Source organism: Micrococcales bacterium, from assembly GCA_009784895.1.
Classification (GTDB): domain Bacteria; phylum Actinomycetota; class Actinomycetes; order Actinomycetales; family WQXJ01; genus WQXJ01.
On the sequence record WQXJ01000015.1, the window covers coordinates 31,820 to 45,657 of the forward strand.

The window sequence follows — 13,838 nt, forward strand, 5'->3', positions numbered from 1 at the left end:
TCCCAATGCGCAACAAGTCTGTGACGAAAACCTCATCAGCCTACAAGGTGATTCAGCTCAAAGCCAATCAACCGGGCCCAAGTGTCAGCAACTGGATCATCCCCGGGCCCCTGGGCCCTATTCGGTTCCGCCAGGTTGCCAGCATGCCAAAGCTCAACCTCGCGAGAAAACTGCCTCTAACCTGCTCCTTTGCAGCCAGACCGAGCTTTCGATGACTTGCTATTCAGGCCAGGTCCGCATCTGCGAATTTGGCTCCATGCCAAAGCTCAACCTCGCGACAAAACTGCCTCTAACCTGCTCCTTTGCAGCGAGTCCGAGGTATTGCAGGAAAGAGTCTAGGCCGGGGGCAGGGCGTCGAAGCCAGCGGAGTCCCTAGGACGGGGGCAGGGCGTCGAAGCCGGCGGTGTCCCTGGCCCGGACGGCCGCCAGTAAGCCCACCACGGCCGTGGGCGAACGCAGGGCACCGGACATGACTAGGGCGCAGGCCTGATCCAGATCCAGCCAGACAGGCACCAGATCGGCCTCTTCATCGACCCGCTCATGCCGCTCAGCCGCTGGAACCTCGGCCAGGTCGCGCGCCAGGAAAACGTGAATGACCTCGTCCGTGCCGCCGGGTGTGGAGTTGAATGTCAACAGGTGGCGCCAGTCCCCCGCCATCAGGTCAGCCTCTTCGGCCAGTTCGCGTTTGGCGGCTTCTATGACCGGCTCGCCCACCTCGTCCAGTAGGCCGGCCGGCGGCTCAAATAGCTCGGCGCGAACCGGGTGTCGGTATTGCCGCTGCAGCAGCACCTGGCCGGCGGCGTTCAGGGCAATCACAGCGGCGGCACCAGGGTGACGCATGTACTCCCGGCGCACCTCTTGGCCGGAAGGCAAGGCCACGACATCGGCCACGATGTCCCAAATCCGCCCGGCAAAAACGGTCTCGCTATCCCTGACAGGATGACTTACCGGCAGGTCGTGAACGCCTTCAGCCCCCGGGTTGTGCACGCCTTCGCCGTCCAGGCCCAAATCGGCATCGGCGCCCAGGTTGGCGCCCGCGGTCAGGGCCCCAACAAAGGCCTTGGCCCGGTCTTTCACGCCTCGACCTCGAGCAGGCGGCCTTCCGATTGCCTGGCCAAGGCGGCACCGATCAGCCCGGCGAAGAGCGGGTGCGGTTTGGTGGGGCGGGATTTGAATTCCGGATGGGCCTGGGTGCCAACGTAATAGGGATGCATGGACGTCTCCAGTTCGACGCATTCAACCAGTTGGCCGTCCGGTGAGGTACCGGAGATGCGCAGGCCGGCTTCGCTGAGCCGGTCGCGGTAGGCGTTGGCCACCTCATAGCGGTGGCGGTGGCGCTCGTCGACCCGAAGCGTGCCGTAGGCGTAGGCCACTAGCGAATCGGCCACCAGGGTGGCCGGGTAGGAACCCAAACGCATCGAACCACCCAAATCGCCATTCCCGTTGACGACCAGTTCTTGTTCAGCCATTGTGGCGACCACCGGATGAGGTGTCTCCGGGTCGAACTCGCTGGATGAGGCACCTTCCAGACCCAAGACGTTGCGGGCGAATTCGATCACCATGCATTGCAGGCCTAGGCACAAACCCAGGGTGGGGATGCCGTTTTCGCGGGCGACTTTCAGTGCACCAACTTTGCCGTCAATCCCTCTGATGCCAAAACCGCCTGGCACCACGACGGCGTCAACGTCAGCCAGGAGCTGGCGAGCGGTAGCCGGGTTGTCGCATTCGTCGCTCTGGACCCAACGCAGGTTGACTTTGGCGCTGCGTTGGATACCTCCGGCCCGCAGGGCCTCTGTCACCGACAAGTAGGCGTCCGGCAGATCGACGTATTTGCCCACCAGAGCCACGGTCAGCTCATGCGACGGATTGTGAACCCGGTCCAGCAACTGGCCCCAATCGGTCCAGTCGACATCGCGGAACGGCAGTTGCAGCCTTTGGACCACATAGGCGTCCAGGCCACCGGTGTGCAGCACCTTCGGAATGTCGTAGATCGAGGCAGCGTCCTCACAAGTGACCACGGCGGCCACGTCAACGTCGCACATCAAGGCGATTTTCCGTTTGATCGATTCCGGCAAGTCGCGGTCCGCCCGGCAAACTATGGCGTCTGGTTGGATGCCGATAGAGCGCAGCGCCGCCACCGAATGCTGGGTTGGTTTGGTCTTGAGCTCCTGCGAGGGCCCAATGAACGGCACCAGCGAGACATGGCAGAAGAAGCAGTTGTCGCGCCCCAGGTCCTGGCGGACCTGGCGGGCGGCCTCCAAGAAGGGCAGTGATTCGATGTCGCCGACTGTGCCGCCAATCTCGGTGATGACCACATCGACCTGGTCGGTGGCCTGGGCCCGCATCCGGGCTTTGATCTCATCGGTGATATGCGGGATGACCTGGACAGTGTCCCCTAGGTACTCGCCTTGGCGTTCCTTGGCGATGACTTTCGAATAGATCTGACCAGTGGTGACGTTGGCGCCGGCGTCCAGGGCCGTGTCTAAGAAACGCTCGTAGTGGCCAATGTCGAGGTCGGTTTCCGCCCCGTCGTCTGTCACGAAAACCTCACCGTGCTGGAAGGGGTTCATGGTGCCTGGATCGACGTTGAGGTAGGGGTCGAGCTTTTGCATTACTACGCGCAAACCGCGCGAGCGCAGCAGTTGGCCCAGTGACGATGCAGTTAGGCCCTTGCCTAGGGAGGAGGCCACACCCCCGGTGACGAAAATCTGCCTGACGACGGTGGGCGCCTCATCGGCGCGCAAGCTGGCGCGTTGTTCCACGGGCCTCCAGTCTACTGGCGGTAGCGGGTTGGCCTTGTCAACACGCCCAGGCCGGGCCGGCTTGTCATCCCCTCTGCCCGATGCCGCCTCCCGCCCCGGCCCTCATGCCAAAGCTCAACCTCGCGGTAACGGGGCTGGTCAGGGGTGGTTTATGCCAAAGCTCAACCTCGCGGCCAATAGCGGCGCAAAGCCGGTGGCAGATTGCGCTTACCAGCGCCGTAGGGCTGGTAGCAGGTCACGTTCAACCAGCAGGACTGTGCCCGCCACCACCGCCGCCGCCACCAGGCCACCGGCCAGCGACGCCACCACGGCACCACCCAAACCAGGCCAAAGCGCCAGCCCAGCCACCAAACGGCCAGCCACGGCGCCAACCACCCCGGCCACCACGGCCAGCACCGACGTGCGGCCAAGCCCGGCCAAAGCACTTGAGCCCAGGCTGCGCGCCACCGCTACCAGCAGTCCAATCCCCGCCACCGTCATGCCTATCGAGGTGCCAAGACCCAGAGCCGCCAGGGTAAACAGATCGGCCCAGCCAGCTTCTCGCGAAACTCCACGCGACATAAGAACCAAGACATAGACCGGCACTAACGCCACTGTTAACCAGCCCAGGGCGCTGGCCAGAGCCGCCAAATGGCCCTTGTGGACGGCGTAGAGCAGCCTTTGGCAAAGCGCCATCAACCCATAACCCACCAAACCCGGCGCCATTAGACACAGGCAGATCCACAACGAGCCGACGTTGCCGACATCGAGCGCAGCAAAAGCCTGCTCCAAGGCCGGCGCCACCGCCACTAATGCCACCGCCCCGGCCACAGACACTGCCACCACAGCCCGCAGGGCCAAGGCCGCACTGGCGTTGAGGGCTTGGCTATCGCCTTTGGCCGCGGCGTTGGCCAACTGCGGGAAAGCGGCGATGGCCAAGGGCACAGCGCCGATGGCGTAAGGCAGCATGTACAGCGCCTGGGCGTAGTAGTAGGTCGGCAAGGTGCCACCGGCGCCATAGTTGCCTGCCAGCAGGGCGATCACTAGAACCGAAGCTTGCTGGGCCAGCAAGGCGCCAATCCCAGCCAAGGCCAGGTTGAAGGCTTGGCGGGCGACCCCCGCCGGGAAACGCAGGCAGGGGCGCAGCCGCACTCCCGAGCGCCACAGTGGCACCAGCAACGGCAGGGTCAGCACCGCCACACCGGCAGTGGTGCCCCAGCCCAAGAGTGCCACCGCACTGCTGCCAAGCGTCTGGGGGGAATCGGGATGGCCCTTAACTAGCCCACCAAACAGCAGGTAAACCGTGATAACCGCGGCCGAGGACAGCGCCGGCGCCAAGGCTGGCCACAAGAACCGCTGGCCGGCCTGGAGACAGCCACCGGCCAGCACACCCAATCCGTAAAGGGGCACTTGAAGGGCGAACATCCTGATCAGCGTGGCCGCCAAGGCTTGTGTGCCGGGGCTAGCCGCCTCGATATCAGGGCTGATCAACAAGCCAGCCAGCGGCCCGGCCGCCAAAGCCAAGGCGCCGGCCAGGGGCAGCAACACGATCATGGCCCACGTCGCCAGGGCCGAGGCGATTTGGGAGGCCTGGCCGCGCAGTTTGTCGGCTAGCGGCACCGCCAACAATGGCACCACCACCGAGGCCAGGGCCCCACCGGCGGCGACCTCGAAAACGACATTGGGCAGAGCGTTGGCCCCGGTGTAGGCCGAACCGGCCGCCGTCGAGCCGACAGCATGGGAAAAAGCCGCCCAGCGGGCAAAACCCATCAGCCGGGAAATGATGGTCACGACCGAAATCAGCAAGGCCCCCCGGGCGACCCCTTTGGCCACGCCTTTCATTCCGGCTGTCCCGGGCTCGGATCTAAGGACATCGACCCAGGACCTGCCCCAAGACTGTCTGGCTGTGTGGCTTCGGGAACCCGCCCTTGGTACGCCTGCTCGACCAGTTCGGAACCCGGCTTACGAGTTGTGCCAAGCTGATCGAGCCGGTCGAGCCAGGGCGACTTGGCGATGACGGCGCTGAACGAGGCTCGCTCTGAGGCCAGGGTCAGCCCGGCCACCAAACCAGCCACCGCCGTTCGCACCGGCAGGGGCGCCGAACGCACCACCGCCAGCCCGGCGGCCGTGCCCAAAGCGCCGGCACCGCAGTCGCCCAGCATGGTCTTTTCCCCTAGATCACCCGGTAGCGCCGCCGCGCTCATGGCCAACGACAGGCCACCCAGCCACCGCCCGCCCCTGCGGCCAGCTAGCGAGGCCGCCAGCGGCAGCGCCGCCGCCTTCAAGGCCCGGCCAGGGCGTAAATCCAGCAAGTTGACAACGTTGGCCAGCCCAGCGATTACCGTGGTGTCGATCGCCCAGGCCGCCCCAGCCCTCAAACCAGGGCGCCGGGGCGCGGCACTGGCCAATGAACTGCCAGGCTCGCAGGCCGCAGCTAACGCCGCTGCCGTACCCAGTCCAACTATCTTGATCAGGCCGGTGGTGACGCGCCCTTGGCGCAAGGCGCCCAGGTGGCCACGTAGGCCTTTGGACGAAGCGTCACCCCGGTGGTCGTCAACGAACCCCACCGCCGCGGCCAGCGCCACCGCCCCCGAGGCGCCCAGGCGCTGCCTAGCCCGGCCCGGGGCCAGCAACCCCGCCGCCACCAGGCCGCCGGCCAAGACCAACCCACCACGTAGATCAACGACTTGGCCCCGGTAGTTAGGCCGTTGCCATTGGTTCACCGGCCGCCCCCGTTTACCGCCAGGCCGTTCTCCACCACCCGGGGCGGCGCCGGCGGCAAGGCCTGTTCGCCGGGCCCGCCCAGGCCATAGTCACCAAAAATCCCTTGCAACCCCAGCCCTGCGGCCCGCACGGCCCCGATCACCTCAGCCGCAATCACCGGTGCGTCCAGGGTTGAGACCACCTCCCTCAGCGCCTCTTCCGCCCGGCCCAACGCCACCAGATCGCCTTCTTGGCTCGAGGGACCGCAAATCACCACCGATAGTTCCTGCTTGGCCAAGGTCAACCACAACCCGTTCGCCGTTTCAGCCCGGCCTTCGAGTTCGTCATTAGCCGGCGCCTTATCCTCCTGGTCAAGATGAGAGGTCAACACCACTACCACCTGGGCCGCTTGGCTTGGCGCCTCGCCGCCCAGCAGCCGGGCCCCACTCAAAATGTCCCAGGCCGCCCCCACATCGAAGGCCTCGACTGGTTCGGCTGGCATATTGCCCTCGCCGGAATCGGGGCTAGGCGATACTGCCTCGCCGCCAAGGCCCTCGCCGCCGCCCACTGGCGCGGCGTCACTGGCCTCTTCACCACCGGGCAGCGCGGCCGGCGGCAGGCGACCGGCCAGCACCGCCGCCAAGGCCTGGCTAATCAAGTCCCCGGCCAAGTCCTGGCCCCGCTCCAAACCCAGTTCGAGCAGCGCGGCTTCAATATCGACCCGCTCGGCCCCGCCTAGGTCAAAGTATTTGTCCTCAAGCCGCACCACATTGGTCAATTCCGCCCCAGCCCGATCCAGCCCAAGACGCACCGCCTCGAGGCGTTCCTCCAGGTCAGGCCCGTAGGCCAGGATCGCCACGGGTGTCTCGGCCAGTTCGCCGTCAATCAACTCGGTCCAAGTCGCCTCGAAACCATCACCAGCAAACTGGTTGATGGCCAAGGCCTGGTCAAGTTCGGAGCGCAACACGTCCTTGTCTGCCCGCAGCGACTTGATCTGGTCCTCGAAACCAGACTCGATCGGTCCGCGCAAAGGCCCGGCACCCAGCACAATCCCAACTGCCAGGGCCAGGAAAACCGAAACCAAGGAAACAATGTGATAGCGGAAGTTCATCATCCTGGCATCACCGACTTGATCCAAGCCCAGGCGTCATCAAAACTGGCTCCAATTACCTCGAAGAAGGCGTGCCCCACTGGGGTGGCCCCTAACGCTGCCAGCAGCGTGACCAGTCCGGCCGCGCATAGAGCGACGATTTGCAGGTTCGAAACCCCGCGGCGGTAGAGCTGCGAGACGCCTTTGGCGTCAACCAGTTTGCCACCCACTCGCAGGCGAGTCAGGAAGGTCGAGGCCATGCCTTCGCGGCCTTTGTCGAGAAACTCAACCAGTGTCATATGGGTGCCGACCGCCACAATCAGCTCCGCGCCCTTATCGTCAGCAATCATCAAGGCGACATCCTCGCTGGTGCCTGGGGCTGGCAGGGTGACAAACTCCAACCCCAGCCGCTCCAGCCGGCGCGCTCCAGGCGCCCGGCCGTCGCGATAGGCGTGCAGCACTAGCTCTGCCCCGCAGCTCAGGGCCTTGTCACCGACCGAATCCATATCGCCCACCACCATGTCCGGTTTTAGGCCAGCTTCGATGACGGCGTCGGCTCCCCCATCAACACCGATGATGACCGGTTTGGCCTCTGACACATACGGTTTCAGCACGGCCAGGTCTTCGATGTAGTGGTAGCCGCGTACAACCACCAGGACCGGCCGACCCGCCAAATCGGTTTTGATCTCCGGCAGGTCTTGGTGATCGAAGAATTGCTCGTATTCGCCTTCCAGATAGGTCATCGTGTTGGCGGCGAAATCCGTCATGGCGGCTTTCAGGCCACGCCGGGCCAGCGCCATCGAATGGGCCACGGATTGCTCTGTCTGGACCTGACCGGTGGCGATAGTGCGGCCGTCCAGCTTGACCTGCCCGGAGCCGGTCAAGACTTCGACTTTGTCACCTTGACCCAGTTCCATCACTGCCGGGCCCAAGTCATCGATCAGGGCAATCCCAGCCTGGATCAAGACCTCCGGTCCAAGATTGGGAAAGCGCGACGAACACGACTTGGCCGCGTTTAGCACCGCCACCGGCCGGGCTGCCGCCAGCGCCTCGGCCGCTATCCGGTCCAAGTCTTGGTGGTCAATTACCGCGACTTCACCAATTTGGAGCTTTGGTGTCAGGTTCTTGGTGCGCGCGTCGCGGCGCACCTGGCCGCGCAGGGTCTGCCCGGCGGGCGGCGGTGACGATTTGCGGTGCAGCAGCTTTTTCATGGGCCAGCCCTATTGTCCCACGGCGGCATGACCTGGCAAAGCGCCCCTGGCCCCGGCCCGCCGGCTCAGAACAGCGCTTCAGGCGAGGCTTCAGGCGGCCGGCTCCGCTGGCTAGGTAAGCCAAGCAGCTCCTTGGCGTGGGCCAGGGCGCTGGCCGAATCCTGCCGCCCGGCCAGCATGCGGGCGATCTCAGTTGTGCGGGCGTCACCTTCTACCTGCCCGATGCCGGCCCTGGCCTCATCCTTCACCACCACCAAGTGGACCTGCCCTTGGGCGGCGACCTGCGCCAGATGCGTCACCACCACAACTTGCCTGCGCTGCCCCAGCCGGGCCAGCCGCGCGCCTACTTGGGCTGCGGCCCGGCCTGCTACACCTTGATCAACCTCGTCGAAGACCAAAGTGGTCTGGGCCTCGACGCCGCTTTGGGCCAGGACCAGTTCCAGGGCCAACATCAGGCGGGACAGTTCGCCGCCGCTGGCGCCTTTGGCCAGCGGCCTGGGCGGTATCTGTGGGTGGGGCGAAAAGACGAATTCGACCGATTCGCAGCCGTTTGGCCCAGGCGTTTCCAGCGCCTTGAGCTTCACCTCGAAGCGGGCCGTGCCCATGCCCAGGTCACTTAGTTCGCCGGTGACGGCCTTGGTTAGCTGGGCGGCGGCCGCTTTGCGGGCCTGGCTCATGGCCTCGCCGGCTTGATCGAGGCCGGCCTTGGCCTGGGCCAAGTCTCGCTCCAGAGCCTCAATCCGGGCCGGGCTGGCCTCGAGCTGGTCGAGTCGTTGCCTGGCGCCATTGGCCCAGTTGAGCACCTCAGCCACAGTTGAGCCGTGCTGCCGCAAAAGCGTAGTGATCTGAGATCGCCTGGTCTGGGCGGCTTCAAGGGCAGCCGGATCAAGGTCGATATCCAAACGCATGCCGGCCACGTCAGCTGCCAGGTCGGAGGTCAAATAGGCCAGTTCACCGGCCCGTTCAGCCAGCGGGGCGAGGGCCTGGTGATACCGGCTCAAGGCTTCAAGCTGGCGGCGAGCGGCCTCGAGCGCCACTGCCGCGCTGAGTTGTGAGGCCTCTCCGCCCACCAGGGCGAAGTGGACTACGCCAAGGCCTTGATGCAGCTCTTCGGCGTTGGCTAGCCGCTCAATTCGAGCCGGTAACTCGTCTTCTTCACCGGCCTTTGGATCGACTCGTTCGATCTGGGCCAAAGCTCCAGCCAGTGCTTCAGCCTCGCCTTGATTGGCCCTAAGCGCCTGGCTGGCCTGGGCCAGTTGACCGGTCAGTTCGCGCCAGCGATCGTAGGCAACTTGGTAGGCGGCCACCTGACCGCCCAGGCCGCCGGCTTGGTCCAGCATGTCGCGCTGTTGGGCCGGCCCGCGCAGGCGCAGCTGGTCTGACTGCCCGTGCACCGCCACCAAATCGCCCAGCACCTGGGCCAAGGTCCCAGCCGGGACCGCCGTTCCGCCCAAATGCGCCCTGGTGCGCCCCTTTGAACTGATCGATCGCAACGCCACCAGCTGACCGTCACTGTGCATGGCACCGGCCTGGCTGGCCTTGTCCAAGGCCGGATGGCCCTCAGGCAATTCGAAAACGGCCTGGGCCAGGGCTTGTTCGGCGCCGGGGCGAACCAGGGCCGGTTCGGCCCGGCCTCCTAGCAGCAGGCGCAGAGCGTTGAGCAGCATGGTTTTGCCGGCCCCGGTTTCCCCGGTGATGACGTTCAGGCCAGGGGCTAGTTCCAGCTGGGCCTGTTCAATTACCCCAAGTTGACTAACAGCCAGCTCAATCAACATGGGGCTGGCTAGCGGTGGAGTCGCGCCAACCCTTTACCGGCAGGGCGAATTTGCGAACCAGCCGGTCAGCGAACGGCGCCTGGCCAAAGCGGACAAAACGCACCGGCGAGGCCGAGCGCGTGATCTCAACCGTGCAGCCGGCTGTCAAAGGCCGCGACCGCCTTGAGTCGCCTGTGACCACGCCGCCGGAACGCGAATCAGCCCTCACCGTCACCGCGACCTTCGAGGTTGGTGCCACCACCAGCGGCCTGGCGAACAGGGCGTGGGCCGCCAAAGGCACCACCACCAAGGCTTCAACCTCCGGCCACAGCACCGGTCCACCAGCGGAAAAGGCGTGTCCGGTCGAGCCAGTCGAGGTTGCCACCATCAGACCATCGCAACCAAAGGTCATCACGGCTTTGCCGTCGATCACCAGCAGCAGTTCAACCATGCGCAACGGGTCGATCTTCTCGATACTGGCCTCGTTCAGGGCCCATTCGGTCCAGCCCTTGCCATCGGCGTCTTGGCCCCGCATCGACAAGGTGGGGCGCTCTTCAACGGTGTAGTCTCCAGCGTCGATCCGGGCGATGGCGCCGTCAAGGTCCTCAACGTCACCCTCGGCCATGAAACCAAGGTGTCCTAGGTTGATGCCAAACAGCGGCGCGTTGCGTTCGCGGGCCACCCCGGCCGAGTCAAGCAAAGTGCCGTCGCCCCCAAGTACCAAGATGACGTCAAGCGGGCCGCCGTCATCGGACAAGGTGGCCTGCCAGCCCAGCTCGGTGAAGCGTTTGACCGCAGCTTTCTGGTACTTGACCCAGGACGGGTTATGCGGGTTGGAGAAGATCAATGCTCGTTTCATGCCATCGCCTGTACTAGGTCGCTGCCGGTTTCTTGCCCGATGCCGTGCCTCACCTCAGGTAGAGACAAGCCAGATTGGCCCTTGGCCAGGGACAAGAAGAACTCATGGTTGCCGCTTGGACCTGGTAGCGGCGAATGGGCTACACCCATCACGCCCAGGTCCAGCTGGCGGGCGGCTTGCGCCACCTGCCAGACCGTTTTGGCTCGCGCCGCCGGGTCGCTGACCACGCCGCCGCTTGGCAGCGCCTGCTTGCCGACCTCGAATTGTGGTTTGACCATCAGCAATAGCCTAGCCTGCGGTGTCGACACCGCCACTAGGGCCGGCAGGACCTGTCTTAGTGAAATGAAGGACAAATCCGCCACCACCAAGGCTGGTGTGGGGTCAAGGTCTCCGGCTTCGAGGTAGCGGACATTGGTTCTGTCCTTGACTTTCACCCGCGGATCGTTGCGCAAGGTCCAGGCCAGCTGGCCGTAGCCAACGTCGACGGCGTGGACCAGGCTGGCGCCTCGGCGCAGCAACACGTCAGTAAAACCCCCAGTTGAGGCGCCGGCGTCAAGGCAGATTTGGTCGGCTATTTCCGGACAGGCCCCGGACCGTTGGGCCAGGGTGTCCAAGGCGCCGGCCAATTTGTCGCCGCCGCGAGAAACGTAGGTGGATTTGGACACCTGGGCCACTACGACGGCTTGGGCGCCGTCGATTTGACTGGCCGGTTTGGCCGCTACCCGCCCGTCGACTGTGACTAAGCCAGCTGCTACCAACTCTTGGGCCTGGTTGCGAGAGCGGGCCAGCCCGCGGCGCACCAGTTCAGCATCAAGTCTGCGCCTCATTGCTCCTGGGCCTCGGTGAACAGTGTCTCTAGCTGACTCAGGGCCTTTTCTAAGGCCCTGACCTGTTCTTCAAGGGGAGCTTCGGGTTCAAGGCTGGCGGCCTCAGCCACAGCCGCGGCCCGTTCTTCCGGTGTCATTTGCCCTCCTTGGCTCAACCGTACCTGAGCTAGCCGGGGCCTGTTCTAGTAACAGGCCCCTAAAGCCCTCGGCAAATCGGCTGGCCGGAGTTGGCCGCCATGATCGAGGTAGTGCCAAGCCGCTTGCACGGCCACCCGGATGGCCTCATCGCTGACACCTTGGCCAGTGGTCTTGAGCTGGAGCTGGCCGGCTTCGACCCAAGCTTCGGCTCCTTGAAGGCACCAGCGCCCGGCTTGAGCCTGCGGCGCCCGGTGAGGTTGGCTCAGCACCCGCAGGTCTTGAGCAATCATGGCCGGCCGCTGCGACGGCGGGCAAAGGGCGGCGTCAGTGGCTGTGCTGACTCCGGTTAACACCAACAGGCCCGGGTAGCCGGCGTTGCGGGCGCCGGCCATGTCGGTGGCTAGCCCGTCGCCCAGCACCACCGGACGCCTGGCTCTGCCTGGACCGTGGCCCGCCAAGCCCAAACTGGCAGCCTCAGCCCGGCTGGTGGCCAGGATGAAAATCTCCGGCTGAGGTTTGCCCGAGGCCTTTGGCTCCACACCGGTGGTCGCCACCAGTGCCGCCACCATGGCACCGTTGCCAGGGGCAAAGCCGGACTCAGTTGGTCTGGTCAAGTCAAGATTGGAGGCGTAGTAGGGCGTGCCGGCCTCGATGGCGTAACTGGCCTGTTCCAGGTCCCGCCAACAGACATCCGGGCCCCAGCCCTGCATCACTGCCGCCGGGGCGTCATCGGCCGCCAAAACCACTTCGAAGCCGGCCTGTTCGACGGCGTCTCTCAGCCCTTCTGCCCCTATTACCAGCACTTTTGCTCCGGCCGGCAGATCTTGGACCAGCATTTCCGCACCGGCCTGGGCGGCCGTAACGACCATGGCGCTATCCGCCTCAATGCCGAGCGCCACCAGTTTGGCGGCCTGAGCGGCAGGCGTACGCGAGGCATTGTTGGTTACAAAGACGAATCCCACCCCGGCCCGCCGCGCCAGGCAAATGGCCTCGACGGCCTGCCCGATGGCCTTGGATCCCGCGAAGCAAACCCCGTCCAGGTCGCAGATGGCTAGGTCAAAGGCTTCAACCAGCGGAACCGCCACGTCAAGAAGCTGACTCACCTGGGTGCTCCTCTTCCGACCCAAATCCACCTGTCAAGGCCCCACTAGACGCGGTGCTGCCGGCCGCAGCTTGACCTTGCTGGGCACCGTCAGGCTCACCTTCGCTCTGCCCCGTGCCCCCACCACCTTCGCCGTCACCACCAGTCCGAGCTTCGTCACCACCACCTTCGCCGTCACCACCACCTTCGCCGTCGCCACCGGTCCGGGCCTCGTTACCACCAGTCCGAGCTTCGTCACCACCAGTCCGAGCTTCGTCACCGTCGCTCTCGTCAACCGGATCAAGGTCAACCCAGTCCACTACGCCGTCTGGCGCCACTTCAAGAACCTCGATCTCGTTGGCCACGACTTGGCCGGCGGCAAGTTCCTTAATTCGGGTCAACGCCTCATCAATCCGAGTCTTGAAACCAGGGCTAGTGCAGCGGCGGCGCAGCTTGGTCAGCTGGGCCACGGCGGCGTCGAATTGGCCCAGATCTGCCCGGGCCCCGGCCAGCACCAGTCCCAATTCGACCCATTCGTCTGGGTCCATTTGGCTGGGATTGGCAGCCAACGCCAGGTCGATCGCTTCGACCACCTGACCCTGGGCCCGGAGCGAATCAGCCACCAGAGCCAGATAGTGCTTCGTTCCGCTCAAGCGCTGGAAGGTTCTCAGCTCCCTGGCGGCCTCGGCGTAGCGTCCTGAATAGTAGCTTGTCAGCCCGGCATACTCCCTGACCAGGTCAATCCGACTGGCGCGATCCGCCGCCGCCCGGGCATGGCGGTAGGCTAGTTCTGGGTCGTCTTGGAGTAACTCGTGCACCATCAACAAATGTCGAGCGACATAGTCTCTGTCCTGCTGGCTCAGGCCCGCTAGTCTCCGGGCCAACGGCTTTGGCAACTCCCCCGCCGTGATGTCCTCTGGCAGCTCGGGCACAGACCCCGCCGCCAGCCGGTTGTGGGGCCGCATCTTGCCCGGTCCGTCATCAACCCGCTCACGCCACTCGCCAGCTCCATCACCGCGAGTCCGAGCTTTGGCATCACCCCGCCCAGGCCGCCCGGACCCATTTCCGCGAGGTTGAGCTTTGGCATCATCCCGCCACGGCCGCCCAGCTCCTTTTCCGCGAGGTTGAGCTTTGGCATCATCCCGCCGCTGACGCCCCCACTTGTCCTGCCGCTGCCGGTCCCCCTGGCCTCGCCTCTCATCAGCCCCATCACCGCGAGTCCGAGCTTTGGCATCACCCCGCCACGGTCGCCCGGCTCCATCACCGTGAGTCCGAGCTTTGGCACTATCCCGCCCAGGCCGCCCCTGCGAACCCCACCGACTATCCTGCCGCTGCCGGTCCCCCTGGCCTCGCCTCTCATCAGCCCCATCACCGCGAGTCCGAGCTTTGGCATCACCCCGCCACGGTCGCCCGGCTCCAGTTCCGCGAGGTTGA

Annotated in this window: 12 protein-coding genes and 1 pseudogene; all 13 read right to left on the reverse strand. The window is 65.1% G+C overall.

Going from position 1 to position 13,838, the window contains the following annotated elements:
* Positions 1 to 372: 372 nt before the first annotated feature.
* A complete protein-coding gene (locus FWD29_04240) occupies positions 373 to 1,077 on the reverse strand; it encodes an NUDIX hydrolase (protein ID MCL2803150.1) in 705 nt (234 codons plus the stop codon).
* Positions 1,074 to 2,762: a CTP synthase gene (locus tag FWD29_04245; GenBank protein MCL2803151.1), complete on the reverse strand. Its 1,689-nt coding sequence runs from the start codon at positions 2,760 to 2,762 to the stop codon at positions 1,074 to 1,076. Before FWD29_04245 ends, FWD29_04240 begins: the two co-directional genes overlap by 4 nt.
* Before the next feature lie 207 nt (positions 2,763 to 2,969).
* A complete protein-coding gene (locus tag FWD29_04250) occupies positions 2,970 to 4,574 on the reverse strand; it encodes a virulence factor MviN (protein MCL2803152.1) in 1,605 nt (534 codons plus the stop codon).
* A 5-nt stretch (positions 4,575 to 4,579) separates the two neighbouring features.
* Complete coding sequence (locus FWD29_04255) at positions 4,580 to 5,464, reverse strand: hypothetical protein (GenBank protein MCL2803153.1); 885 nt, start codon at positions 5,462 to 5,464, stop codon at positions 4,580 to 4,582.
* Complete coding sequence (locus FWD29_04260; protein ID MCL2803154.1) at positions 5,461 to 6,555, reverse strand: copper transporter; 1,095 nt, start codon at positions 6,553 to 6,555, stop codon at positions 5,461 to 5,463. The genes FWD29_04255 and FWD29_04260 overlap by 4 nt, the downstream gene beginning before the upstream one ends.
* Positions 6,555 to 7,745 carry a putative cytokinetic ring protein SteA gene (gene steA / locus FWD29_04265; protein ID MCL2803155.1) on the reverse strand — a complete coding sequence of 397 codons (1,191 nt, stop codon included), beginning with the start codon at positions 7,743 to 7,745 and terminating at the stop codon, positions 6,555 to 6,557. Before steA ends, FWD29_04260 begins: the two co-directional genes overlap by 1 nt.
* Positions 7,746 to 7,810: 65 nt before the next feature.
* Positions 7,811 to 9,520, reverse strand: coding sequence for a DNA repair protein RecN (gene recN, locus FWD29_04270; GenBank protein ID MCL2803156.1), 1,710 nt, complete (start codon positions 9,518 to 9,520; stop codon positions 7,811 to 7,813).
* Entirely contained in the window at positions 9,510 to 10,358 is an 849-nt protein-coding gene (locus tag FWD29_04275; GenBank protein ID MCL2803157.1) for an NAD kinase, read from the reverse strand. Before FWD29_04275 ends, recN begins: the two co-directional genes overlap by 11 nt.
* Before the next feature lie 86 nt (positions 10,359 to 10,444).
* Positions 10,445 to 11,185 (reverse strand): annotated as a pseudogene (locus tag FWD29_04280) (TlyA family RNA methyltransferase).
* Positions 11,182 to 11,322 (reverse strand): hypothetical protein, encoded by a 141-nt coding sequence (locus FWD29_04285; protein ID MCL2803158.1) that lies wholly within the window; start codon positions 11,320 to 11,322, stop codon positions 11,182 to 11,184. Before FWD29_04285 ends, FWD29_04280 begins: the two are co-directional and overlap by 4 nt.
* A 45-nt stretch (positions 11,323 to 11,367) precedes the next feature.
* A complete protein-coding gene (locus FWD29_04290; GenBank protein MCL2803159.1) occupies positions 11,368 to 12,426 on the reverse strand; it encodes an HAD-IIA family hydrolase in 1,059 nt (352 codons plus the stop codon).
* Positions 12,410 to 13,336 carry a hypothetical protein gene (locus tag FWD29_04295; protein ID MCL2803160.1) on the reverse strand — a complete coding sequence of 309 codons (927 nt, stop codon included), beginning with the start codon at positions 13,334 to 13,336 and terminating at the stop codon, positions 12,410 to 12,412. The genes FWD29_04290 and FWD29_04295 overlap by 17 nt, the downstream gene beginning before the upstream one ends.
* The coding region (locus tag FWD29_04300; GenBank protein MCL2803161.1) for a hypothetical protein at positions 13,273 to 13,838 on the reverse strand (566 nt) is incomplete at its 5' end. The genes FWD29_04300 and FWD29_04295, both read right to left, overlap by 64 nt.